This is a genomic window from Vibrio sp. 10N.247.310.23 (genome assembly GCF_041467155.1).
Taxonomy (GTDB): Bacteria; Pseudomonadota; Gammaproteobacteria; order Enterobacterales; family Vibrionaceae; genus Vibrio; species Vibrio crassostreae_C.
The window spans coordinates 13,857-37,249 of sequence record NZ_JBFSTZ010000026.1 but is presented as its reverse complement, the minus strand read 5'-3'; the positions used below and the strand labels follow the sequence as shown (position 1 = coordinate 37,249).

The 23,393-nt window shown below is 44.1% G+C and carries 23 protein-coding genes; 8 read left to right on the top strand and 15 right to left on the bottom strand.

The window, feature by feature from the left end:
- Positions 1 to 19 precede the first annotated feature (19 nt).
- From AB6D93_RS18300 to AB6D93_RS18260, 9 genes are all read right to left on the bottom strand, one after another.
- The gene (locus AB6D93_RS18300) at positions 20 to 826 is read right to left on the bottom strand and encodes a DUF1365 domain-containing protein (protein WP_017061280.1); all 807 of its coding nucleotides are present in this window, start codon (positions 824 to 826) and stop codon (positions 20 to 22) included.
- Positions 823 to 2,094, bottom strand: a complete 1,272-nt coding sequence (locus AB6D93_RS18295) for an NAD(P)/FAD-dependent oxidoreductase (protein WP_102332304.1) — start codon at positions 2,092 to 2,094, stop codon at positions 823 to 825. Before AB6D93_RS18295 ends, AB6D93_RS18300 begins: the two co-directional genes overlap by 4 nt.
- Before the next feature lie 2 nt (positions 2,095 to 2,096).
- Entirely contained in the window at positions 2,097 to 2,828 is a 732-nt protein-coding gene (locus AB6D93_RS18290) for an SDR family NAD(P)-dependent oxidoreductase (protein WP_102332303.1), read from the bottom strand.
- Positions 2,828 to 3,259 carry a nuclear transport factor 2 family protein gene (locus AB6D93_RS18285; protein ID WP_102332302.1) on the bottom strand — a complete coding sequence of 144 codons (432 nt, stop codon included), beginning with the start codon at positions 3,257 to 3,259 and terminating at the stop codon, positions 2,828 to 2,830. Before AB6D93_RS18285 ends, AB6D93_RS18290 begins: the two co-directional genes overlap by 1 nt.
- Positions 3,260 to 3,273: 14 nt before the next feature.
- Positions 3,274 to 4,689 (bottom strand): deoxyribodipyrimidine photo-lyase, encoded by a 1,416-nt coding sequence (gene phrB / locus AB6D93_RS18280; RefSeq protein WP_065583940.1) that lies wholly within the window; start codon positions 4,687 to 4,689, stop codon positions 3,274 to 3,276.
- Positions 4,686 to 5,633, bottom strand: coding sequence for a DUF523 and DUF1722 domain-containing protein (locus tag AB6D93_RS18275; RefSeq protein WP_017060965.1), 948 nt, complete (start codon positions 5,631 to 5,633; stop codon positions 4,686 to 4,688). Before AB6D93_RS18275 ends, phrB begins: the two co-directional genes overlap by 4 nt.
- A 174-nt stretch (positions 5,634 to 5,807) precedes the next feature.
- Positions 5,808 to 6,488: a ChrR family anti-sigma-E factor gene (locus tag AB6D93_RS18270; RefSeq protein ID WP_102332301.1), complete on the bottom strand. Its 681-nt coding sequence runs from the start codon at positions 6,486 to 6,488 to the stop codon at positions 5,808 to 5,810.
- On the bottom strand, positions 6,481 to 7,128 hold the full coding sequence (locus AB6D93_RS18265; protein WP_102332300.1) for a sigma-70 family RNA polymerase sigma factor: 648 nt from the start codon (positions 7,126 to 7,128) through the stop codon (positions 6,481 to 6,483). The genes AB6D93_RS18270 and AB6D93_RS18265 overlap by 8 nt, the downstream gene beginning before the upstream one ends.
- Positions 7,129 to 7,238: 110 nt before the next feature.
- Positions 7,239 to 7,859: an LON peptidase substrate-binding domain-containing protein gene (locus AB6D93_RS18260; protein ID WP_102332299.1), complete on the bottom strand. Its 621-nt coding sequence runs from the start codon at positions 7,857 to 7,859 to the stop codon at positions 7,239 to 7,241.
- Positions 7,860 to 8,111: 252 nt separating this feature from the next.
- Here AB6D93_RS18260 and AB6D93_RS18255 point away from each other — a divergent pair, with 252 nt between their 5' ends.
- A complete protein-coding gene (locus AB6D93_RS18255) occupies positions 8,112 to 8,498 on the top strand; it encodes a tautomerase family protein (protein ID WP_102320407.1) in 387 nt (128 codons plus the stop codon).
- Between the two features lie 141 nt (positions 8,499 to 8,639).
- Here the strand turns inward: AB6D93_RS18255 and AB6D93_RS18250 are convergent, their stop codons facing one another.
- The gene (locus AB6D93_RS18250) at positions 8,640 to 9,437 is read right to left on the bottom strand and encodes a DUF4344 domain-containing metallopeptidase (RefSeq protein ID WP_017060970.1); all 798 of its coding nucleotides are present in this window, start codon (positions 9,435 to 9,437) and stop codon (positions 8,640 to 8,642) included.
- A gap of 326 nt (positions 9,438 to 9,763) precedes the next feature.
- On the opposite strand from AB6D93_RS18250, the gene AB6D93_RS18245 reads away from it, so the two are divergent.
- Together AB6D93_RS18245 and gltS are read left to right on the top strand one after the other, a co-directional pair.
- Positions 9,764 to 10,120, top strand: a complete 357-nt coding sequence (locus AB6D93_RS18245) for a YibL family ribosome-associated protein (protein ID WP_017060971.1) — start codon at positions 9,764 to 9,766, stop codon at positions 10,118 to 10,120.
- Between the two features lie 316 nt (positions 10,121 to 10,436).
- Positions 10,437 to 11,663, top strand: coding sequence for a sodium/glutamate symporter (gene gltS / locus AB6D93_RS18240; RefSeq protein WP_017060972.1), 1,227 nt, complete (start codon positions 10,437 to 10,439; stop codon positions 11,661 to 11,663).
- A gap of 437 nt (positions 11,664 to 12,100) precedes the next feature.
- Here gltS and AB6D93_RS18235 read toward each other — a convergent pair whose 3' ends face one another.
- Positions 12,101 to 12,757: an NAD(P)H-dependent oxidoreductase gene (locus tag AB6D93_RS18235; RefSeq protein WP_102332298.1), complete on the bottom strand. Its 657-nt coding sequence runs from the start codon at positions 12,755 to 12,757 to the stop codon at positions 12,101 to 12,103.
- 291 nt (positions 12,758 to 13,048) lie between these two features.
- Positions 13,049 to 13,915: a hypothetical protein gene (locus tag AB6D93_RS18230; RefSeq protein ID WP_017070219.1), complete on the bottom strand. Its 867-nt coding sequence runs from the start codon at positions 13,913 to 13,915 to the stop codon at positions 13,049 to 13,051.
- A gap of 571 nt (positions 13,916 to 14,486) precedes the next feature.
- Between AB6D93_RS18230 and AB6D93_RS18225 the strand changes: the two genes are divergently transcribed.
- From AB6D93_RS18225 to AB6D93_RS18215, 3 genes are all read left to right on the top strand, one after another.
- Positions 14,487 to 16,379, top strand: coding sequence for a PTS mannitol transporter subunit IICBA (locus AB6D93_RS18225; protein WP_017066361.1), 1,893 nt, complete (start codon positions 14,487 to 14,489; stop codon positions 16,377 to 16,379).
- Positions 16,380 to 16,562: 183 nt separating this feature from the next.
- Positions 16,563 to 17,711 (top strand): mannitol-1-phosphate 5-dehydrogenase, encoded by a 1,149-nt coding sequence (locus AB6D93_RS18220; protein ID WP_102332297.1) that lies wholly within the window; start codon positions 16,563 to 16,565, stop codon positions 17,709 to 17,711.
- Between the two features lie 50 nt (positions 17,712 to 17,761).
- On the top strand, positions 17,762 to 18,298 hold the full coding sequence (locus AB6D93_RS18215) for an MltR family transcriptional regulator (protein WP_022571110.1): 537 nt from the start codon (positions 17,762 to 17,764) through the stop codon (positions 18,296 to 18,298).
- A 287-nt stretch (positions 18,299 to 18,585) separates the two neighbouring features.
- On the opposite strand, the gene nagB is transcribed toward AB6D93_RS18215, so the two are convergent.
- The gene (nagB, locus tag AB6D93_RS18210) at positions 18,586 to 19,386 is read right to left on the bottom strand and encodes a glucosamine-6-phosphate deaminase (RefSeq protein ID WP_017057618.1); all 801 of its coding nucleotides are present in this window, start codon (positions 19,384 to 19,386) and stop codon (positions 18,586 to 18,588) included.
- Positions 19,387 to 19,992: 606 nt separating this feature from the next.
- Positions 19,993 to 20,346: a DUF413 domain-containing protein gene (locus tag AB6D93_RS18205; protein WP_017061517.1), complete on the bottom strand. Its 354-nt coding sequence runs from the start codon at positions 20,344 to 20,346 to the stop codon at positions 19,993 to 19,995.
- A 154-nt stretch (positions 20,347 to 20,500) separates the two neighbouring features.
- Between AB6D93_RS18205 and AB6D93_RS18200 the strand changes: the two genes are divergently transcribed.
- Positions 20,501 to 21,391 (top strand): LysR family transcriptional regulator, encoded by an 891-nt coding sequence (locus AB6D93_RS18200; protein WP_017061518.1) that lies wholly within the window; start codon positions 20,501 to 20,503, stop codon positions 21,389 to 21,391.
- A gap of 183 nt (positions 21,392 to 21,574) precedes the next feature.
- On the opposite strand, the gene AB6D93_RS18195 is transcribed toward AB6D93_RS18200, so the two are convergent.
- Positions 21,575 to 21,778 (bottom strand): hypothetical protein, encoded by a 204-nt coding sequence (locus AB6D93_RS18195; RefSeq protein ID WP_017061519.1) that lies wholly within the window; start codon positions 21,776 to 21,778, stop codon positions 21,575 to 21,577.
- Between the two features lie 236 nt (positions 21,779 to 22,014).
- Between AB6D93_RS18195 and AB6D93_RS18190 the strand changes: the two genes are divergently transcribed.
- Positions 22,015 to 23,391 (top strand): AlkA N-terminal domain-containing protein, encoded by a 1,377-nt coding sequence (locus AB6D93_RS18190; protein WP_102332296.1) that lies wholly within the window; start codon positions 22,015 to 22,017, stop codon positions 23,389 to 23,391.
- Positions 23,392 to 23,393 lie beyond the last annotated feature (2 nt).

The window sequence follows — 23,393 nt, the reverse complement described above, 5'->3', positions numbered from 1 at the left end:
TGAGTTCTTTCATGTGCGCTTAAGACGTTGAGTCTGGATGCGCCACAAACGGTACTTTTTTCAGGAATAATTTGAGAGCCTGATAATAAATTCCCATCACGACTTTTATCGTCATCGCCGGAATCTTGAATACCGTTCGTCTAATGTTTGTCTTGGTTACTGACTGCTTCGTCAGGGCTAGTGTCGCATCGAAAAGCTTGTCGTCTCGGCGGCTTTCAATGTGAACTAACGTGCGTTTCGCTGGTGGCTTAATCTTCCAAAAATAAGTCATGTTCAAATCCATGAACGGCGAAACGTGAAACTCTTTTTTTACCTTCAATTCTTGGTGCATGTCGATGAGATAGTAGTGTCTTTCTCGCCAAGGCGTGTTACTCACCTCAGCCAACATGTACTTACAATCTCCAGTCTCGTCATAACAGAAGAAACAGTTGATTGGGCTGAAGTAGATGCCTAAACAGCGGCACTGAGCCAGCATCGTCACACGGTTTGAATCAGACCAAACCCCACCAAGTTGTTGCACTTTGGAAGCTATACGTTGCTTAAGTGATTTTGGTTCATCCGTGGTGACATTTTCTTTTTTTTCAGCGAGATAATCCGATTCGACAAAGCGAATCGGGTTGTACCAACGAGTTCCGAACAGCGCACTGCGCGCTGTGGTTTGGGGCAGCTCATCAAGATCTAACCCCATCATATACAGCTGATAGCTGAACTCATGAGTGATGTCGCCAAAGCGGCGATGTCTGACGTTACCCCAATAGATACCGCTGAGCTCTTCACTCTTTTCGGATGCGATCCCCATCTCGGGTGTCAGGGTTTGACTGTTCATAGCGCGGAACTCGTACTCAAATCTAAACCGAAGCGTTTGGTCACATCGAGTGCACTGTGGACACCGTCTTCATGGAAGCCGTTATACCAATAAGCGCCAGCAAAGTGCGTCTGGTTTTTGCCACAGATTTGCTCACGCTTGTGCTGAGCTTCGACCGTGTTCGAATTAAGTACCGGGTGATGATAAACAAAGCTGCGAATAATTTTTTCTGGGTCGATGGCTTCGCTTTGATTCAAGGTGACACAGAAGGTGTCTTGGCTTTCGATGCCTTGCAGAATGTTCATGTTGTACGTGACACAGGCAGGTCGTTTACTGTCGCCATCCAACATGTAGTTCCAGCTTGCCCAAGCCAGTTTTCTGTCTGGTAACAAGCGAGTATCGGTGTGCAGAACCACTTCATTGCGGCTGTATGGGATCTCGCCCAGTACCTGTTGCTCTTGTTCTGTTGCATCACCAAGCAAGCGTAAGGCTTGGTCTGAGTGGCAAGCAAAGATTACTTCGTCGAAACCTTGTGCGCTGCCATCTTCAAATTCAATCGTGACGCCTGTTTCTTGGCGAGTCACTTGTTTAATCGATGTATTCAGTGCAACAGTCTTACTTAGGCGTGAAAGGATGATTTCAACATAAGAACGCGATCCCTTTGGTATCACATACCACTGAGGACGGTTCGCGATATCGAGCAATCCATGGTTGTAGAAAAACTGAATGAAGAACTTGAGCTCAAACTCTTCCATTTCTTCCAAGCTTGTCGACCAAATCGCCGCGCCCATCGGTAAGATGTAGTGCTGGCTGAAAAAGTCGGAAAATTGATTATCTCGTAGGAAACTGCCAAGGGTAACGTCTGGTGTGAATTCATTGCTTTCAAACTGAGCCTTACACAGCTTGTTGAACTTGAGAATGTCAGACACTAAAGACCAGAACTGAGGTTTGAAGATGTTGCTCCTCTGCGCGAATAACGAATTAATGCTGTGGCCGTTGTATTCAAACTTGGTCGTCGTGTTGTGGACGCTGAAGCTCATCTCAGTCGGTTGCCTTTCGACATCGAGTTGTTCTAGAAGCTGATTGAAATTCGGGTAGGTTCGATCGTTGAATACGATGAAACCTGTATCTATCGAAAACGCCGAGCCTTGATGTTCAATATCAACGGTCGCGGTGTGCCCCCCAACGTAATCATTCTTTTCGAATACTGTTATGTCGTGGTGCTTATCTAATATATGCGCGCAAGTGAGTCCAGAGATACCTGAACCAATAATGGCGATTTTCTTCATTGTTATACCATCCTTGAAGCGAGTTTTTGCCAAACTGGAGTTGGGAGCATTCTTAGTAGCTTCATCAACATGATGAATCGTCTTGGGAAATCGATTTCACTCTTTCCTTGAGCGATACCATTTACGATTCGCTGAGTTGCGGCCTCACTACTAATAATCATAGGCATAGAGAACGTATTTCGCTCGGTTAATGGCGTTTCAACAAAGCCAGGGTGCACAATTGAGACATGAATGTTGTGCGTTGCCAGATCAACCGAAAGTGTTCTGCCTAAGTAGGTGAGGGCTGCCTTTGAAGCGCCATAAGCCTCGGCTCTTGGCAAAGGTAAAAAGCTGGCGCTGGAGCTGACTAAAACCAAACGGCCGCCGGGCTTGATGTTTTTTAACCAAGCTTTAAGGGCGTAGCCAATTGAAATTAGGTTTATGTTGATGACGCGCTCGAATAGCTCGGCATCAAAGTTCACTGGGTCGTCGATGTACTCACAATCACCTGCATTTAAAATCAGCAGGTCGAGCGGCTTGTCTTGGTCGAGTTCTGGAAAGTTGTGGTAATCAGTCAGATCGAAACAGAGCGGTGTAATTGATGAATGCGCGATGTCTGTATCGTGAGAATCAACTAAGGCTTGCAGCTTGTCTGAGTTGCGGCCACAAGCAATCACCTGATGCCCTTGCTGAGCGTAATCTTTAGCTAGGGATTGGCCGATACCTGAGGTCGCGCCTGTAATCATAATATGCATTATCGGCTCGCCCTCTTTTTGATGGATTTGATCGCGCAGCCCAGTACTGGAATGTGTTCGTACAACATAGAGCCGACGTCGAGGTAGTCTCTGTGGTAGACCACTTGACCGTCGAGCATCTTAAGGTGGCTGTGCCCTTGTACTTCGATTGGCTTTTGCCCATTTAATTGCTTGTGAGCAAACTGCATCGTCCAGTAAACGGAAGCTTCGTCGTTCGCTTCGAAAGTGTGTTCGATATGAAAGTAACAGCTGGTTACTTGGGTGTAGAGGTTCTCGAAGTAGTGCGTAAGCGCCGAAATACCGCTGACATGATGCAGCGGATCTTGGAATTCAATATCAGTGTGATAAACCGTCTTAAGCACGTCGAAATTGTCGGTTCCGAGTTCTCGATACATGTTGAGAAAGTTATCAAGCCATAGAGAGTTATCCATAATATTCACTCTAATTATTTGAAGAAGGCTAAGGCTCTCAATCGTGCTTCTTTATGCTCAACGATGGGTTGCCAGTATTCGCTGTCTATTCCGTTTTTAGCGATAAAGTCATGTGGGAAATGTACATGCTTATCTGGGATATTTTGCAGCTCTGGTATGTACTTACGAATAAAAATTCCTTTTGGATCAAACTTTTCACTCTGAGTGATTGGATTGAAAATTCGGAAGTAAGGTTGAGCATCACAGCCAGTACTTGAAGCCCACTGCCAGCCACCATTGTTGGCACTAAAGTCTCCGTCGATAAGGTGCGACATAAAGAAACGCTCGCCCCAACGCCAGTCAATAAGCAGGTGCTTGGTTAGGAAGCTTGCCACCACCATTCTTAGTCTGTTGTGCATCCAGCCCGTTTCAACCAGTTGACGCATTGCGGCATCAACCAATGGATATCCTGTTTTTCCTTCGCACCAAGCTTTGAAGCTAGGATGATCGTGATACCAATCTAAACCATTGTATTTTTGCTGAAAGTTAGCACCTTTGACCAGTTTAGGGTGGTGGAACATCAAATGCTTATAAAAATCTCGCCAAATCAATTCATTGAGCCAACAAAAGGCCGGTAATTGCGTATCAAATAACAGATCGGGTTGCTGCTGAATCAATTGAATCGCTAACCAACGTGGGCTCACGGCGCCAATCGCTAAATAAGGTGATAGCCCCGATGTTCCTTTAACTGAGGGAATATCTCTCAGACGTGCGTAGTCGTTGACTTTATTGCCTAAAAAATTGGGGATCACATTGCCCAATACATCTTGGCTTAATGGCCAGCGACTCGAATCAACACGCGGAAAATCGAAATCATAGTCAGCAGAGATGGTTAAGGCTTGTAAGTCGTCAGGAAGCTGTGTTTGTGAACGTTCAGCTGACTCGACAGGAGCTGGACTGCAGATGATGCCTTTCACCTGAACTTCTTTTAACCAAGCGTTCTTAAAGGGCGTAAAGACTTTGAACATCTCGCCTTGTTTGTTGAGAACGCTACCGAGTGGCAGCATAACGTCACAATCGCTGATCTTCAGGTTTAGGCCGCTTGAAATCAGCTTTTTATCGCGAGCTTGTTCATCGACCTCTGGTTCAGAGTTAGCGTAGACGCACTTGGCATCAAGCTGCTGGCACAAATCGATGAGCTGTTTGGATTGGTCGTCAAAGTCGCTAGCTTTCAGGTGAAGCAACGTTATCCCGAATTCAGCGAGCTGGGAATCGAGTTGTTTTAGATGACGATAGATGAAATCAGCTTTGATCGGCGCAAGGTGGTGTTGCCGCCACGTTTGAGGCGTTGAAATGAAAACGGCGGTCGTTACGCCGTTTTCAACTGCCGCGACGAGCGCTGGGTTATCGTGAATCCGCAGGTCTCGTCGTATCCATAGTATGTCGCTCAATATCCGTATCTCAGTTTAAGTTCTTGAGGGTGCGGGTTTAGGTAAACCTGTGATTCTAGGTATTCGTTCGGGTATTCCATCAGGTAGTGATTGATCAGTGTCAGTGGCACTAGCAGTGGAACAACGCCCTCTCTGAATGATGCGATCTGGTTGGTCAGCTCTTGCTTGTGAGCGCTACTCAGTTGTTTTTTAAAGTAACCCTGCAAATGATGCAGCGTATTGGCGTGACTGCCTCGATTCGCGTGATGAGACAACGCCGTCATCAAGCCTTCGATGTATTGAGCCGCTAGTTCGTCGATATCTAAATCATTACCCGCTAGCAGTTTGCCTAAGCTTTTGTAACCCTCAACGTGGTGACACATGACTAGATATTTGTGGGCGCTGTGGAACTGAATCAGTTTGTGCTTGGTCACACCTTCATCCACAAGATCGAGCCATTTTTGGTAAGTGAACACTCGAGTCATGAAGTTTTCACGCAAAATGGGATCGTTAAGGCGGCCGTTTTCTTCAACGGGAAGTAACGGGTTGCCGTCCATAATTTGTTGGGTGAACATGCCTATGCCTGTCGATTCAGAGCCGCGACCATGGTGGTGGTACACCTTCACGCGCTCCATGCCGCAGGTTGGGCTTTTTTGACACACAATAAAGCCAGCAATGTGTTGGTTTTTCTTTGAGTAGTTTTGACCGAACTCGATCAGTTCGTTGGTCACATCACCTGAGCCATCAGGGCGAGAAACATGGATGATGTCATCTAGCATTCTTGTTTGACGAATGGTTGGACGAGGGGTTGGAAGACCAACAGCCATCTCTGGGCAAACAGGTTCCAATTCCACGTAGTCTGCTAGGTCGTCTGTACAAAAACGAGAGCGTTTATGACCTGTGTCGAAACGTACTTTATGTCCAGCAACACATGCACTGATACCGATTTTGATTTTCTTTTCCATTGGCCAACTCCTTTGCTCTTGCTCTGAGCTTTTTCTTATAGTTCAACATTGCTAATCGTATTTACAGAGCTGGGTGTGTTTTTACTTTGACACCGTAGTTGTTTTTATTCAGATGTATTGACGATATACAGGATAGCTTTATGCCATCCTGTATATTTATAGCCTGCAACTGGGTTAATAGATATATTTTCCAAGTGGATTGAATAGTTGGCTCACACCTTTTGTGAAGTAAAGCGCATCACTTGAAACGGTTAAACAGACACAACCTTCTTTTGTTGCCGGTTGATGAGTGTGATTGCCATCCAACCAGATGAAGTCACCTTTGTTGTAAACGCCCATTTCGTCTTCGAAACTGCCCTCTAGAAGAAGCGTGATCTCGAAGCCTTTGTGGGTGTGGCAAGGCACTTGTCCATCTTTGTCGATGTGCAACAAGCTGGTGTGGTGTGCTTCGTCAGCAAAATCGAGTCTTGCTCGTGAAATTTTGCCTAGGTTCATCCAGTCCTTTCTCGCTACTGAGTTTAGAGCGCGAGGGATTGTGAATGTCGTGCCAGCAACAGTTACTTTCTGAACCTCTGGAGTCACTTCAACAGACTGAGAAGTATCAGCTGTGATTTGCTCTATCGCGTCAAAATCAAAGTCCATGTCGTCCATTGAGAAGCTGTCTAGATCTTCATTTGAGAATACTGGCTCTGCGTCAAAAGCATTATTCGCTGCTACAGCTGTAAGCTGCTTGACTTGTTGTTGGCAGTGTTCACACAGCTCTACATGGCTAGAAACAATCAAAGAAACTGAATCAGCCAACGTGCCATCGACGAAGTCTTTCAAGATTGCCGCGTTTGGGTGATGTTTAATCATGGTCTTGTTCCCCCATGTGAACTTTTAATTTGGCTAAAGCGAGTCTCAGACGTGATTTCACTGTTCCAAGTGGGACGCCAAGTTGCTGAGCGAGTTGCTCTTGAGAGAGCTCTTGAAAGTAAACGCCTTTGACGATGGTTTTCTGAGCGAGAGGCAACTTTTCTATTTGAGTCATTACGTGTCGGCTCATCAAATGGTCACCGAATGGCAAATCTTCGCTTTGAGACTCGGCTACCATCGCATCGATTGGCCAGATATCGTCGGCTATCGTTTGTTCGGCTTTCGCTTTCACTTTGCGCAACATGTCGAATGCTGCATTACGCATTACCGTGTAGACCCAAGTGGACGCAGCGCCTTTATCTACATTGTAGAGATGTGCTTTCTTCCAAACATTAGTCATCGTGTCTTGAACTAGCTCGTTTGCAGCAGCTTCGCCACCCAACTTACTGATACCAAAACGCTTGATCTTAGGAGCGAAGAACTTGAACAAACAGGTGAACGCCTGCTTGTCTCGGTCTGTACCAACCAACACCAGCCAGCTCGAGAGCTCTGTCGGTACTTTGTTGTCTGTAGGTACTTTGTTATCGGGAATAATGACATGCTCCTTGCCGTTCCCTGAACTTCTGCTTTCCACTTGCATAGTAACTAACCATCATGCGAATTTGATGGGCACTACGTGGAAGGAGAAAGTCGGGATCACTTTAATTTAAATTAATTTCTACTATACAAAATTATAGTGAAGAAAAGTGCTTATTGCCCCGTAATGATTTGATTCAAAAAAGGAACTAGAGACGGAAAACTGGCTGGCTCAGTAAATTCTGTTTTCTTTTCCAGTGGGATAGGCATCATTTCGAGCAATCGCGCACAGATCCATTGTGGGCTCTCAAAATCAGGAGTGGGATAGAGTGTTCTTATCGAATCGTGGTCGCGAAACAACTGAACCAAAAAAGCGGTAAACACGTTAGGCACTTTATATTCATCGGTAGGCCAGTGAGGCAACAAGCTGAACTTACTTTTAATCAGGTCATCATCGTCTCGAAACGACCCATGCAATTGCACCAACTTTTCGCCTTCGACATCAATTTCTAATATCTGGTCGTCCGACATATTGAAGTCGACGATGGTCACCTTTGTTCCCCAAGAGCTGAGATGATCAGAGTTAGATTTGTCTTGAGTGGCGATAATGAAACCATCGCCCTGCGCTGCGTGAGCGACCATTGCGAGATACTTTGGCTCAAAAATGCGCAGTCTTTGTCTGCCTCCCGGTAAAAGGAAGATGGGGAGGGGAAACACAGCGAGCTCCAGAGAAGACTCTACGGGTGTTTTTGGTTCGGCGTCTGTCCGCGTGGTCTTCCTAGGTGAATTCGGCACATAGTACTCCTTAGTTCAAATGTGATTTGAGAAGATATACGCGGGGAGGGTGGTGTTCGATCAATTCGCTTCGGCTTATGTTCGTAAAGGGATAGGTATTTTGTTGCACCTGTTCATAAATTCACTGTTTTTACCTTTTTTCATACGCGTCATTATGTAATATATGTACAAATAGTAAGCGAATGGGTAGTCGCCAGACGATGCTTATATCTGACGTTCTTCTATACCTAACATCGCATCAAAGGAATGGTCATGATTGTTATTTATGGTATCAAAGAGTGCTTAAATCCAATTAAGTTGCAGCTCTCTAATGTGTTGCAGCAGTGCTTGAACAGTGAAATGGGTTTACCCGATGACAAGCGAGCACATCGGTTTGTGCCATTGGAACGAGATGACTTCTTTTACCCGGAAGGAAGAACAGAAGCCTATACCGTCATTGAGATAAATATGATGGAAGGTCGAGCGGTAAACACCAAAAAGCGCTTAATTAAGAAGATATTTTCTGAGATAGAGAAGCAGTTAGCTATCTCTCCGATTGATATTGAAATCACCATTAAAGAGCAGCCTTCACATTGTTGGGGTTTTCGAGGGATGACGGGCGATGAAGCACAAGATCTGAAGTACAAAGTGAACGTCTAGGGTTTAAGCTCTTAACTCTTAACTCTTAACTCTTAACTCTTAACTCTTAACACGTAAGACTTAAGCCAATCTATCGAGTGACGGCTTTGGAATTTGATGCCAAAGCCGTTTTCCTAGTTCTCGACACTAACCTTTAAGTATCTAAGCATCGTCACTCTTTTTTAAATACTGATGCCAATTTTCATTGATCACGTCAAAGTGCTCAACGCAGAACTCTTTTCTGTCTTTCAAATAGTCGTTTTCCACTTCATCGAGCAAGTTCTTATAGGCATCGGGATCGCTGCCATACACCAAGCATAACGTGGAGAAGTAACGCTGCAGGTCGAAACTGTGCTCGTCGATGTATTCCCCCAAGTCGTAATACTCTGGGCGGTCTTCTGACTCGAAAGCGAACATGTCTGCAGCGCTGATAGCAGCGTCGGCCCCATGCTCTACGTAGTTAAGCAGTAGCACGGTTGCTAGGTTATCAACCGCATCTTCTTCTTTACCCAATATGGCAATGTTCTGATCTTCGATATACGCATGCCCAGTCTCGTGTAGCAGGGTGTGCAGCAAGGTATCAATAGCGCCGGTTTGCGCAGATTTCCCATACTCTTTTTCGTATTGGTTCTTCTCAAAGTAATTGAGTGACTCAGCGTAAAAACTGTAAGGGATCAGTACTTGATGGGTTTGTGGATCGTAGAGTGGTCCTTCTTCCCCGCCATATTGAATGGTTAATGGCTTCTCAAACATGAAGAGTTGGTTTGATAGGTCGACCACGGTGTCATTAACGCCACTGCTTTGAATCTCTCGTTTGAGCTGCTCTTCTTCGGTATTTTGCGGTGTAGAGTACTCGACGATTAGGTTACTTTGGGTGGCTTGTTCACTAGATGCATAAGTTGTGGCAAACATTGCACTCAGGGCTAGGCTGCAGGTCAATGTTCGTTTCAATAATGTCATCGGCTATCCTTGTGATTACGTTGCGATTCAGAGTCGTGCTGGGGGTAACAACTCCAAGCTGTGTACCCTGATTTAGTTATTGCGTTAGAGTATAAGTTTAGACGGAATTTTGATGCATCGAGGACTGCAATTTTTGAAGTAGGCGCTATCCTATCAATGAATAATCCGCTTAGAGATTCGCCACAAAGAATAAGTAAGCTGAATGAGCGGTGTCGATGTGATTCGTTTCTATTGGTAATTAACAGATAAATTTCGGTTCAACACAACCCTTGTGCTATACTCCGCGCCCCAATCCGAATTGGCTTGTTTAATCTTAGGAAATTATTATGAGTGTTAAAAACGAACTTCAACAAATTAACAACCGTCTAGACAAGTGTCGCCACAAGTTAGATGCTGCTAAAACTCGTAATGATCGTCCTGTTGTTCGTCAGTTCGAGGAAGAGATTAAGAAGCTAACTAAGAAAATTGCCCAGCTTAAACACAAAGAAAGCTATGATGTGAACCAAGAGCGTAAGTCTCTGGTTGATATGCCATTTAGCCGTGAGATCACTAAGGCTGAGCAAGCGGATATGGGTAAACTTAAAAAGTCTGTTAAAGGACTCGTAATTGTTCACCCAATGACGAAGATCGGTAAAGAACTTCGCATTGAGGTTATGACTGGTTACGCACCGAAAAAATTCTAATTACCAGCGATGGTGATGAAAGAGGAGCTAGAAATAGCTCCTTTTTGCTTTTTTAGGTATTAAGAAAGCAGAGTCAGCGGCATAGATACTCACGCCGTTTTCAACTTTTAGGAGGTGATTGTTGTCACAAATCCTTTTATCTCCTATAAAAGTTAACGTGCTACTAACATGGTACTAAGCGATCGCAGTAATGTGTTCGCTTTTCGAATCCACACTTTCTCTCCAGTTTGTATAAATATAGGTAGAGCAGCACAAATAATTACAGATAAAACTAGACTCATTAGGGAAGATGAGAACGTAAAAAAATAGAGGTTATATGAATCAATTAATTTCAATTGGACCACTAGAATCCTTCCTAATCGCGATTAGTGTTTTGTTTCTAGGTCATTTCGTCAATGCAAAGCTTCCGATTCTCAAAAAGTACAACATTCCAGAGCCCATTGTCGGCGGATTGATTGTCGCTTTTGCTATTACAGCCCTGCACTTTAACGGCCTTGATCTTGAGTTTTCCTTGCCCCTGCAGAACACGTTTATGTTGATGTTCTTTGCAACGGTCGGTCTTGCGGCGAACTACACGCAGCTGATAAAAGGTGGTGCTAAGGTATTCCTATTCTTAGGGGTAGCGTCGGTTTACATCATTATCCAAAACGGTGTAGGCGTAACCTTAGCTACGGCACTAGGCCTTGAACCCTTGATGGGTTTGATTGCTGGCTCTATCACCCTTTCGGGCGGTCACGGCACAGGCGCGGCTTGGTCTCAAACTTTTGCAGACACGTTTGGCATTGCAAATACGCTAGAAATCGCGATGGCTTCAGCGACCTTTGGTTTGATCATCGGTGGTATTATCGGTAGCCCAGTGGCGCAAAAGCTGATTGATAAAAACCAGCTTGAATCTGAGTACGGCACTGGCACGCAAACACATGAACGCTTCCCTGAACTTGTTACTTACAACGAGTATGAAGAAGACAAAGTGACGGCGAAGAAGGTGATTGAAGTGTTGTTCATCCTTCTTATCTGTATCACGGGTGCGAAGTACCTAGAGCAGTGGGTGGCGACTTTTGAAATTTCTTGGTTGATGATTCCTGACTTCGTTTACGCGTTGTTTATCGGTGTGTTCATCACTAACGTGTTTGAAGTGACTAAGCTGCATAAGACTGACAGCGAAACGGTCGATATTCTTGGTACGGTGTCATTGTCACTGTTCCTAGCAATGGCGCTAATGAGCCTTAAGCTTTGGAACATATTTGACCTTGCGATTCCGTTCTTGGTTATCCTGGCGGTTCAGGCGGTTGTGTTAGGTATCTTCTCTTACTTTGTGACGTTCAAAGTAATGGGTTCTAACTACGACGCAGCGGTTATGGCAGGTGGTCACTGTGGTTTCGGCCTAGGTGCAACACCAACAGCGGTAATGAACATGGGCTCTTTGGTGAACCGTTTTGGTCCTTCACCACAGGCGTTCATGGTGGTGCCAATTGTTGGTGCCTTCTTTATCGATATCGTTAACCTGATTATCCTTCAGGGTTACATCTCGTTTATCGGTTAATGTTCGCCTTTACTTAAACGCAATGTGCTTATCGCACTAAGATGAATACAAGAAAGCCAGTCTGTTGACTGGCTTTTTTTGTTCTTGTTTATCGAGGTTTTCTTGCCTGATACCCCTGCGGTTAGGGCTCTGTCACATCAATAACTAGTGCGTGTTGATCTTTCGAGCTGATTTTTGCAGTGAGTTGCAGGGTATTTATACAAGGCAGAGGCATCGATGTGTAGCTAGCCTACATGAGAAGCCGATAACGCAGTAGAAATGACCAGCAAACGCTGCCCGAAGGGTTCGAGCTGGGCGCCCCCGCAAAAAGCGTTTTACTCTTTGTTGAGGGAGGTTTGCTTAGAATGACTAGGCTACTTCTCCCTCACCGCGATTAAAACGCTTTTGACTAGGCGTCCCCATCCGAACAAAATTTAACCACGAAAGGTCAACACGCCCTAAAGTGTTGTAACGACTTCATCAAGAGCTAGGCGCGCTTTTGGTTTGCCGTAGTTGTAGTCTTCGCCGTCTTTGTGGTAGCCGATAGCTAGCGCTACATCAACAACGTGACCTTCTAGTTCGTCAGCAAACTCTTCGCTGATCATAGTTGCATCTACACCTTCCATAGGTGTTGAAGCGATACCTAGACGAGCTAGTGTGTGCAGTGTGTTACCTAGTGCGATGTAAACTTGAGACTTAGTCCAGTTACCGTTGAAACCTGTTTCGTCTGTGTTCATTTCTGCGAATGCGTAAGCACCTAAGAATTGCTCGTACATTTCAGCTGGTAAGTGACCAGAGCTTACTTCTGTATCAGCACGCTTCGCGAATTTCTCTTTAGTGTACTTAGGATCGTGAGCAAACAGGATCGTGTGTGACGCTTCTTTCGCATGTGGTTGGTTAAACTGGAACATGTTTTCGAAAGTATTGTGGAAGCGTTGTTTTGCTGCGTCACTCTCAATGATGATGAATTTCCAAGGCTGAGAGTTGATAGAAGAAGCTGACAAGCGAAGTGCTTCTTTGATTACTTCCATGTCTTCCGCAGAGATGCGCTTTTCTGCATCGTATTTTTTAGCTGTGTAACGAGTGTTTAGATCAGTAATGATTGGATGAGTCATGTTGAATCCTAATATCTATCAATAATAAATGTTGTAGGGTTTTATGTTCAGTTACGTCAACAATAAACGGATAACCAATTTAAACGAATCTCAATAGATTGAACGTCTAAATAGTTATCGAACATGCCCCAATAAATCGAGTATCTGCGGTAGCTCAAGTCGATGGGTGTAAGATAATAGAAGAATGACTCGGGAAAAATAGCGAACATATCAAATCACTATGGTTAATAATGTCCATAATGATTCAATAAGTGTGATCTTAATGGAGGTGGAATCTCTAGATTCAGTAGCTTAGTACGCTTTGATACCATATTGGCGCAATAATGGCGGAAGTACGCTGTCTAGGTTGGGGATATCTTCTGGCGTGATTTCGATTAAACCAAAACCATGCTCTTCATAGATTTTTCTCGTAGCTTCACGTTTATTTTCGGCGATTGGCGCAGAATCAGTTCCCCAGAACTGGATGTATACTTTGCCACTTGGTAGATAAAAATCGCTGATCACTTCTTTTGATATCGGAAGCGGACGCTCGTACGCATGGACCACTCCTGCCATATAAAGCCAGTTATCAATGATCAGCTCTCCCTTTGATCGAACATAATGCCCGTCTAAGCTTCGGTGCTTCGCCTCAAATTTCTGACGAAAACTGGAGAATGACACATCGGTCGAGTGGCTTTCAGCATCATGCCCTAGGAATTCAACAACAGACTGCTTTAAACGTTTATTGCGAACCAATGAGTCGTGCCATACCACGAATAAGTTTTGAGTCGCTTTGTCTTCTCTTTGTTCACCTCCGGCTTTTAAGCCTGTAGAGGTGACATGCCAACCGTCTTCTTCTTTTGTTATCCAACCAAGCTCGTTGAGCAGTAAGTTGATTTTCTTTGCGCTGAGTTGAAAGGCACTGCCAAGCTGGGTGGCGGTGAGTGTTTTTCCTGAGAATGAGTCCAAATCGATAAGCAGTTTCTCTGGCCAGACAATAAAGACACCAAACTTCTTGTGTTCGACATATTCCCCACCAAAGCTTTCTCCCCGTTCTGTGAGAATCCAACGCTCTTGTGAACGCACTATATAGCCCGCTGTCTTTAGATCGCTAAATAAAGCTTTAGCTTCTATGCCTTTTTGTTTAGCGAGTGCGGATGTGGAAATTTTGTCTGACATAGTCTTTTCTCAAATAGCGGAGTGATCAGCTGATGGGTGTTGGATATATATATGATGCGATAGCGTTGGTAAATACCATATCACATCTATCAATGCTAACTGCAGTTCAGTGGTCTATGTTTTTAGTAGAGCGTTAGGTCTCGTTTTGTATGTTTAGCAAAATGTAGCTCAACCTGTAATTAAATTACATGTATCGCGATTTTGCTCATCTGGGTGCATATTTTATATACGTGACACGATGTTCTTTTATACGGTTTATATAGATCCTAGATGCTATATTTTATTAAATGTGATTTTAATCACTATTTATTTTTAAGTATTACAAAATAAAATGTGATCTAGATCGTGTGTTGATGATATCTATTCTCATTAATTTGGCTTTGTAATTTAAATTCATGGTGTTTTTGTGATCTAAGGTGTGCTTGTTAACCCGAAAGTGTTTTTCGTGTGTGATGGCTATCACGAAAGTTGGGCTAAGGTGCATTTTGGAAATGTTGTGATACATTTTAATCGACTTTTGAGTACACACTTTCGGTCATTTGACCAACCAATACATTACGGGGTTCTACCTATGTTATCACCAGAAGCAAAGATTAAGGTTCAAAACTTTGGTCGTTTCTTATCCAATATGGTAATGCCAAACATCGGCGCATTTATTGCGTGGGGTTTCATTACTGCACTATTCATCCCAACGGGTTGGTGGCCTAACGAAACGTTAGCATCAATGGTTGGTCCTATGATTACATACCTACTGCCACTATTGATTGGTTACACCGGTGGTAAAATGGTTGGTGGTGACCGCGGTGCGGTAGTGGGCGCTATCACAACAATGGGTGTTATCGTTGGTACTGATATCCCAATGTTCATGGGTGCAATGATTGTAGGTCCACTAGGTGGTATCGCAATTAAGAAATTCGATGAAGCTGTTCACGGTAAAGTGAAGAGTGGTTTCGAAATGCTAGTGAACAACTTCTCTGCGGGTATCATCGGCATGATCTGTGCGATCATCGCGTTCATCGTGATTGGTCCTGCGGTTAAGATTCTGTCTGGCGGACTTGCGGCTGGCGTAAACGCAATGGTAGAAGCGGGTGCACTACCTCTAGCATCTATTTTTGTTGAACCTGCGAAAATTCTATTCCTAAATAACGCAATCAACCACGGTATCTTCTCTCCACTAGGTATCCAGCAATCTGAAGAGATGGGCCGCTCTATCTTCTTCCTAATCGAAGCAAACCCAGGTCCTGGTTTTGGTCTTCTACTTGCTTACATGGTGTTTGGTAAAGGTAGCGCGAAGCAATCTGCTGCTGGTGCATCTATCATCCACTTCCTAGGTGGTATCCACGAAATTTACTTCCCTTACGTTCTAATGAACCCACGTCTAATTCTTGCGGTAATCGCAGGTGGTATGGCGGGTGTATTCACTAACGTAATGTTCGATTCTGGCCTTATCTCTCCAGCATCTCCAGGTTCTATCTTCGCAGTCTTACTGATGACGCCAAAAGGCTCTTACATCGGCGTGATTCTATCTGTTATCGCAGCAACGGCAGTATCGTTTGTTGTAGCGTCAATCCTTCTTAAAACATCAGCGCAAGATGATGAGGAAGATTCACTAGAGAAAGCTTCTGCACAAATGAAAGACATGAAAGCGTCTTCTAAAGGTGCAGCAGCAGAAGCAAACGTAAACCTAGCGGATGTAAAAGCAGTTTATGTAGCGTGTGATGCGGGTATGGGTTCAAGTGCAATGGGTGCAGGTCTACTACGTAAGAAAGTAGCAACAGCTGGCCTAGACATTGAAGTAACCAATTACGCAATCAACAACCTACCGGCTGATTCGCAAATCGTTATTACGCATAAAGACCTAACAGACCGTGCTCGTAGCACTGTGCCAGGTGCGATGCATATGTCTCTAAGCAACTTCCTAGACGGCGGCGTATACGACCAACTAGTTGCCGAGCTTGTCGATGCTCAAAGTGGTGAAGCGAAAGTAGAAGCTCCGGCTCCTGCAGCAGCTCCAGCGCAAGAAGGCAACAAGCTTGCACTCACTGACGACAGCATCTTCCTTGGCCTTAAAGCGACTCAAAAAGAAGACGCAATCAAGTTTGCTGGCGAACAATTAGTAAAACTTGGCAACGTATCACCAGAATACGTAGATGGCATGTTTGCTCGTGAAGAGCTTGTGTCTACTTACCTAGGTGAGTCTATCGCAGTACCACACGGCACAATCGAAGCGAAACAGTACGTACAAAAAACCGGCATCGTTTTCTGTCAGTACCCTGAAGGTATTCAGTGGGGCGAAGATGAAGATGATATCGCGAAGATGGTTATCGGTATTGCCGCACAAGGCGATGAGCACAACATGGTGCTGATGGCGATTACCAATTCACTCGATGATGAAGAAGCTGTGGAATGCCTACAGAACACAACAAACCCTGCTGATGTTCTACGTATTCTCAACGGAAACTAAAAAGCTCTAGTCAAGCTCCTGAGTGAAGGAGGCCGGTATCCCCCTACTGGCCTCATTTTCGGTCTTAATCTTTCTAACAAGATTCAGTCTGAATAGCTTACTGCTTAATGCCTAGGGCACATCGTCAAGGCATGTTGTTGAGCAGTTAGCTATCTAGATTCAAATATTTATAAGGTCAAAATTATGAAAGCGTTACATTTTGGTGCAGGTAATATCGGTCGTGGTTTCATTGGTAAGCTTCTTTCTGATGCTGGTATGAAGGTTACGTTTGCTGACGTAAATGAAACGGTTGTAAATGCGTTAATTGAACGCCAAGAATACCCAGTTAAGATTGTTGGCGAAGAGTGTGTTGTCGAAGTTGTTAAGAACGTGACAGCAGTAAACTCAGCGACAAGCGCAGTAGTAGATTGCATTGCTGAGTCTGATCTTGTGACGACTGCAGTGGGCCCTACGGTTCTTAAAATCATCTCTAAGTCTATCGCTCAAGGCATTGAAAAGCGTGCAGCAGCAAACAACACTGCACCAATGAACATCATCGCGGCAGAGAACATGGTTCGCGGTACTAGCCAATTAAAAGCAGCCGTGTTAGAGCACCTTTCTGATGAAATGAAAGCGTTCACTGAAGAGCACATTGGCTTTGTTGATTCTGCGGTTGACCGTATTGTTCCACCGGCAGAAGCTGGCGAGACAGACCCTCTAGCAGTAACGGTTGAAACGTTCAGCGAATGGATTGTAGATCAAACACAATTTAAGGGTGATATCCCAAACATCCCAGGAATGGAATGCACTGATAACTTAATGGCTTTCGTTGAGCGTAAACTGTTTACTCTTAACACTGGTCACCTAGTAACGGCATACCTTGGCGTTCTTGCGGGTCATGAGACAATCAAAGACTCTATTGAAGACGACGTAATCCGTGCTGAAGTAACAGCAACAATGGAAGAGAGTGGTGCTGTACTTATTAAGCGTTACGGTTTTGATCCTGAAGCTCACGCTGCATACATCCAAAAAATCCTTGGTCGTTTTGCAAACCCATTCCTACGTGATGAAGTAGATCGTGTTGGTCGTCAACCAATTCGTAAGCTGAGCCCACAAGATCGCTTGGTTAAGCCACTGAACGGCACATTAGAATACGGCCTTCCAAACGCTCACCTAGTAAAAGCGATTGCGGCAGCGTTCCATTATAAGAACGAAGATGACCCTCAAGCGGTTGAACTTCAGGCAATGTTTGCAGAAAAAGGCTTTGCAGAGACATTAGCATATTATTCTGAGCTGAATAGTGACTCAGAAGTTGTTAAACTAGCGGAACAAGCTTATCTAGCATTGAAATGATAAACCACCAAAGTGCCACTCCTGTGGCACTTTCTTATTGCCGAGCCGTTATGCCAATACAAACTAATCATGAAACAGAATTACTCGAAGCACTTTCCGAGGCTGAGAGTGCTGGCGCTTGCCTGATGGCCGCTTATGATGCATTGGATGATACGGTAGATTCGGTTTTAAAAAATATTTTCAAGAAAGACGATACTGCGATTAAGTTCGTTGTAGAACCTCTTCTCAATAGTGGCGGGCCGCTAGGGGAAATAATGATACGCGGAAAGTTGCTTCTGGGGCTTGGCGTGATCAGTAAAGAGCTTTATGACGACTTAGAGATTTTCGTGACCTTAAAAGAATGGGCGAAAATACAGGGTGATGACACCAGTTTTACTGAAGTGGATATCATCTTTGAGCTAAACAAAGTACATGCTATTCAGCGTATTATGCCTATTGAATACGACCCTGAGATGGTGAAAACCATGTCTGGTCCAATGTTAGAAATGTTCTTGGGTCGACATAACCAGAAAGTGAAATCCACGATCGTTTTGGCTATTACAGACATCATTAACACCTTGTGCCGAGATAACGCGCTGAGTTCTTAGTTTTTGCTATTGAGTTCATAGCTTGAAGCTTTCGCTTGAGCTTACACCTAAAGTGTTTATTTAGCTTATCTAGCTTTAATTCGTTTTATCCATCTTAGAATATACCGTCATTGCGGTTTCTCTTGTTTGAGAAATCGCTTTTTTGTTTTTGTGCTTCTAAAAAATATCCGAAATATCTTCCCATTAAATACAAAAGCAGCAGGCACAAAAAAAAGCCACATTCAGTGGCTTTTTCTATTCAAGACGCTCTCTTTATAAAAACGCCCTGCTATTCAAGACTATAGGAATTATAGGTCTTGGATGTTCTCAGCTTCTAGCTCTTGGAAGTAGCGTAGAGTCTTAACTTTTAGCTCTTGTTGAGCTGGCTCATCAGCAACGATGATAGCTTTACGGTGCATCTGTAGAGCTGTAACAGTCCACATGTGGTTTACAGAACCTTCGATAGCCATTTGAAGCGCTTGAGCTTTGTTGTGGCCTAGAGAAAGGATCATCACTTCTTCTGCATCTAGAAGAGTCGCAACACCGATAGTTAGTGCGTATTTAGGAACTTGGTTGATGTCGCCATCGAAGAAACGAGAGTTCGCGATACGAGTGTCTTCAGTCAACGTTTTGATACGAGTGCGTGAAGATAGAGAAGAACCTGGTTCGTTGAATGCGATGTGACCGTCGATGCCTACGCCGCCCATGAACAGGTTGATTTTGCCGTATGAACGGATTTTCTCTTCGTATGCTGCACAGTGAGCATCGATATCTTCAGCTTTGCCGTCTAGCAGGTTGATGTTTTCTGCTTGGATATCAACGTGGTTGAAGAAGTTCTCGTGCATGAATGTGCGGTAAGACTCTGGGTGGTTAGGGTCGATGCCAACGTACTCATCCATGTTGAATGTTACAACGTGCTTGAAGCTAACTTCGCCAGCTTTGTAAAGTTCAATTAGCTCAGCGTAAGTAGTTAGAGGTGTGCTACCAGTAGGAAGACCTAGTACAAATGGACGCTCAGCCGTTGGAGCGAACTTGTTGATTGAATCTGCGATATGACGAGCAGCCCATTTACCTACTTTAGCTTTGTTGCTTAATGGAATAAGTCTCATTGATTTTGCCCCTAGAAATAAAATTTTATAGTGTTCTGAAACATTAATTCGCATTATAAAATAAGTTATCCAGTTCCGCTATTGTTTTAGGTCAAGTTTTTGCTTTTTTCGTCGTAACTGTGACTGGAACTCTCAAAATTGCACAATTATTGTATGGATATTTGGTGGCGTTAAACAAGATTAATACGTTTGTCATATACAGCAATGTTGATCTAATTCAGCACCTGAAAGGGTTGGTGTGTTTCTATGCCTTGATACGATTATTGCAATAATGGCATCGCTCGAACCATTGACGAATTTTGGTGCATTAACGTGTTTCGAGTATAAACAAGCGTTGAGCGTATAGTTGAAACTAGAAAAATAATGATGGCAATGGAGCGCTATCGTGATAAAAGACAGGGGCAGGATGAAGAACGATGAATCTCAGTGGGATGAATACCCATAAGATTGAACGAGAGCTGTGTTTTAGTCACGCTATCGCTATGAATTGTATATAAATATTGGTAAAAATGGATAGGTTGGCTAAACTTACCAATTACAAAGAAGATGTGTGTTTGAAGGCAAAAAAAAGCCCAAAGTGATGAGGTATCACTTTGAGCGATTTTACTAATCTTCTAACACTAACTCACTTTCGTATTCTTCCCTAGATACGTCGCCGCGTTTGCAGCCGTTTAGGGTGTGAAAGCGACGGCGTCCACGAGCCAGTTGAATGTACTTCAACCAAACACGCTCTAACTTGGACTTTGCCTTATGAGGGTGAGACAACACTTTAATGAAGTGTTTTTCTTCTGCATTGATTGGTGCTAGTTCACCAGTTTCAAGTGCAAGCATAGTGTCACCAAACAAGGTTAGGATTTCCTCTTCTGAAAGAGTAAAATCACCCGACTTAGCGAACCCTCTCGGGAATTTAATGGTGTCATAAAAACGTTTTTTTCCGTGTCGGAATTCGGTCTCAGACATATCAGCCTCAGTAATGTGGTTAGATAGAAATTAGTGTTTATTGCTCACGCGAAAATATTGTTAAAAGGCTAAAATAGGAAACAAAATGTTTTTGCCTTTACGATAAACAATCCTAGATCGGCTAGTTAGCAGATTTATTACAGAGATGTATTTGATGGATGTGAAAGTATTTAGAACCTTTCTTGAGGTTGCAAGGGTGCGCCATTTTGGGCGTGCAGCTGAAAACTTGTATTTAACACAAGCGGCGGTGAGTGCGCGGATCAAACAGCTTGAAGGCTATTTTGATACTCAGCTCTTCATTCGTGACCGCAATAACATCAAACTCACATCTTCCGGTGAACGTTTGATTGGTTATGCCGAAGTGATGGTGTCCACCCTACAACAAGCCAAATTTGAGCTGTCGTTAGAGAGTGGTAAAGCCTTGCAGTTAACGCTGGGCGGCACGCCGAATATTTGGGATGCGTATCTGCAAAACTGTTTAAGTGTGGTAACCGACTCTTTTGGTGGTTACGGCTTTATGGCAGAGGTGATGGGGCGCGAGCAACTGAACCGTAATTTGTTAGAACGAACCTTAGATATGGCTTTCGCGTTCGATCAGATCAAAGCAGAAGAGCTGAACTGTAAAAAAGTCGCTGACTTGGTTTTGGTGTTGGTATCAACGCAGCAAGATGATCTGGAATCTGTATTTCAACATAAGTATGTTTATGTGGATTGGGGAACGCGCTTTGGTTCTGAACACGCAGAACGTCACCCTAAAGTGCCAGCACCGTACCTACGTACCTCTACAGCCCGTATCGCCCTCGATTTCATTTTAGAGAAAGGCGGCAGTGCGTATCTTCCGGTGTCTCTAGTCGAACCTTTTATCGATTCGGGTCAGCTGCACAAGGTGAAAGGGGTTGAAGACTGGTATCTCCCAATTTATCTGAGCTACCGTAAAAGCAGTACCTCGGTTGATGCGATCATGCAGGTTGAGAAGTTGGTTAATGAGATTGACCCATCGACGGCTTACACATTGCAGCAAGCCGCTGAACAAGCACCTGAGTAACGGCATTCGCGGTAAGCAGTGGCTTTGCTGATTAGATTCAATAAAAAATGGCTCCCAACTAATTGTATAGTTGGGAGCCATTTTTGTTTTAAACCAGAAATGTACTTCTTTTCGGAACTAGAGATCGTTTCTAATTCCATAAATATCGTTTAAGCCTGGTATGTGTAGCCTTTATTAAAAGCCCTATAGGTTCATTAGATTCTCAATAGACTCTTCAAGAGAGTGTGACATGTACGAATGGATTTGATTGCCATCCGTTGCGTCAATCTCGATCATAGAAATCCCGTTGTCCGCTTTGTCTTCAAGAAAGCTTAGAGACTGCTCGACTGATTGACTGGTGAGAACCTGTTGATTTGATAAAACAATACGACATGTGTGTAGAACCATAGCCTTTTCCTTTTTATATTCGATAGGTCTCTGCATCTTGGCGTGCTAAGTACCGATCGTTGACGTTGTGAGAAGAATGTCCTCTCTAGGTTAAATTTAGTCGAATTGAATAAAATTAAAACCCTTTTTTGTGATTTATCTGACCTTCGCTTCCGAAAGTGGCTAGCGACAATGGTGGTTCACGGTAAACTTTTAGGTATCGGATCAAACGCTATGGTAAGTGGGAAGAGTACGGCATGTCGAAAAAGATCAATCACAACAGCAGTTTAACCAGTGAGCAGTGCCATTTGGCTCGATATGCACGAGATGCTCGCTTTGATGGGATGTTTTTTACAGCGGTGAAAACGACAGGAATTTTTTGTCGCCCGATTTGCCCAGCCACACCACCCAAAGAAGAAAACGTCGAATATTTTTCCCATCAAGCTCAAGCATTGAAAGCGGGATATCGTCCTTGTTTACGTTGTCGACCAGACAGCGCACCTTTTTCGCCGGCTTGGAAGGGCGTCGAAACCACTTTCTTACGTGCGATGCAGTTGATTGATAATGGCGCTCTGAATTCAGGATCTATCGTCGACCTTGCAACGCGGTTAGGTATTTCAGATCGTTATTTACGAACCTTATTCGACAATTACATCGGCGTGTCACCCAAGCAATATAGTCTGTACAGTCAATTGATGTTTGCCAAGCAGTTGCTGCACACCAGTAGCATGAGCATTACTGATGTCGGCTTTGCTAGTGGCTTCAATAGTACGCGCCGTTTTAATGATGCCTTTCAAAAAGAGCTGCAGCTTTCGCCAAGCCAAATTAGGCGAGCGAAGCCAAGTGACACTCAGAGTAATCATATTCAGCTTGGTTTTCATGGACCCTTAGATTGGAACCACTTGTTGAGGTTTTATCGACGAAGAATGATTGAGGGCTTAGAAGGCGTTGGCGAAGATTATTATAAGCGCACGGTAAATGTGAACGGGTCAAAGGGTTGGTTCAAGGCGACTTTAGCCAAAGATAACCGCTTGGATATTGAATTCGAGTTGGATGATATAAGCCAATTAAGAAGCTTGATTGCGAATATCCGCCGTATGTTTGATCTTGATGTCGATATTGCCAAGGTTGAGACGTTCTTTACGACTATCGATCCTAACTTGGTAGCTAAGAGTGGTATCCGTATTCCTGGCGTGTGGAGTGCTTGGGAGGCAGGCGTGAGAGCGATTCTAGGACAGCAAGTTTCGGTAACCGCGGCGATTGGTCAGCTTAACTTATTGGTCAAAGAGCTTTCTGATGAATATGAGAAAGCCAGCTTCCCAACACCAAAACAGATAGCGGACGCTGATGTTAGCTTCTTGAGAATGCCGGGAAGCCGCAAAGAGACCCTAAAGCGTTTTGCCGAATACATGGTCGACAATGAAGCTGAGCATCCTTCCAAATGGATTGAGCTAAAAGGGATTGGGCCTTGGACTATTCAATATGCACTGCTTCGCGGGTTAAGCGAACCTAATCATCTGTTGGTTGGTGACTTGGTGGTGAAGAAGTTTATTGAGCATCGCCCCGCCATCAACACGGAGAGTGTTTCGCCTTGGGGTAGTTACGCCACGTTCCACTGTTGGAATCAGTCTTAATC

Coding starts and splice junctions, on each gene's coding strand:
- AB6D93_RS18300 (WP_017061280.1), bottom strand. CDS start 826: ATGAACAGTCAAACCCTGACACCCGAGATGGGGATCGCATCCGAAAAG.
- AB6D93_RS18295 (WP_102332304.1), bottom strand. CDS start 2,094: ATGAAGAAAATCGCCATTATTGGTTCAGGTATCTCTGGACTCACTTGC.
- AB6D93_RS18290 (WP_102332303.1), bottom strand. CDS start 2,828: ATGCATATTATGATTACAGGCGCGACCTCAGGTATCGGCCAATCCCTA.
- AB6D93_RS18285 (WP_102332302.1), bottom strand. CDS start 3,259: ATGGATAACTCTCTATGGCTTGATAACTTTCTCAACATGTATCGAGAA.
- AB6D93_RS18275 (WP_017060965.1), bottom strand. CDS start 5,633: ATGGAAAAGAAAATCAAAATCGGTATCAGTGCATGTGTTGCTGGACAT.
- AB6D93_RS18270 (WP_102332301.1), bottom strand. CDS start 6,488: ATGATTAAACATCACCCAAACGCGGCAATCTTGAAAGACTTCGTCGAT.
- AB6D93_RS18265 (WP_102332300.1), bottom strand. CDS start 7,128: ATGCAAGTGGAAAGCAGAAGTTCAGGGAACGGCAAGGAGCATGTCATT.
- AB6D93_RS18255 (WP_102320407.1), top strand. CDS start 8,112: ATGATTGTTATTTATGGTATCAAAGAGTGCTTAAATCCAATTAAGTTG.
- AB6D93_RS18250 (WP_017060970.1), bottom strand. CDS start 9,437: ATGACATTATTGAAACGAACATTGACCTGCAGCCTAGCCCTGAGTGCA.
- AB6D93_RS18245 (WP_017060971.1), top strand. CDS start 9,764: ATGAGTGTTAAAAACGAACTTCAACAAATTAACAACCGTCTAGACAAG.
- gltS (WP_017060972.1), top strand. CDS start 10,437: ATGAATCAATTAATTTCAATTGGACCACTAGAATCCTTCCTAATCGCG.
- AB6D93_RS18235 (WP_102332298.1), bottom strand. CDS start 12,757: ATGACTCATCCAATCATTACTGATCTAAACACTCGTTACACAGCTAAA.
- AB6D93_RS18230 (WP_017070219.1), bottom strand. CDS start 13,915: ATGTCAGACAAAATTTCCACATCCGCACTCGCTAAACAAAAAGGCATA.
- AB6D93_RS18225 (WP_017066361.1), top strand. CDS start 14,487: ATGTTATCACCAGAAGCAAAGATTAAGGTTCAAAACTTTGGTCGTTTC.
- AB6D93_RS18220 (WP_102332297.1), top strand. CDS start 16,563: ATGAAAGCGTTACATTTTGGTGCAGGTAATATCGGTCGTGGTTTCATT.
- AB6D93_RS18215 (WP_022571110.1), top strand. CDS start 17,762: ATGCCAATACAAACTAATCATGAAACAGAATTACTCGAAGCACTTTCC.
- nagB (WP_017057618.1), bottom strand. CDS start 19,386: ATGAGACTTATTCCATTAAGCAACAAAGCTAAAGTAGGTAAATGGGCT.
- AB6D93_RS18205 (WP_017061517.1), bottom strand. CDS start 20,346: ATGTCTGAGACCGAATTCCGACACGGAAAAAAACGTTTTTATGACACC.
- AB6D93_RS18200 (WP_017061518.1), top strand. CDS start 20,501: ATGGATGTGAAAGTATTTAGAACCTTTCTTGAGGTTGCAAGGGTGCGC.
- AB6D93_RS18195 (WP_017061519.1), bottom strand. CDS start 21,778: ATGGTTCTACACACATGTCGTATTGTTTTATCAAATCAACAGGTTCTC.
- AB6D93_RS18190 (WP_102332296.1), top strand. CDS start 22,015: ATGTCGAAAAAGATCAATCACAACAGCAGTTTAACCAGTGAGCAGTGC.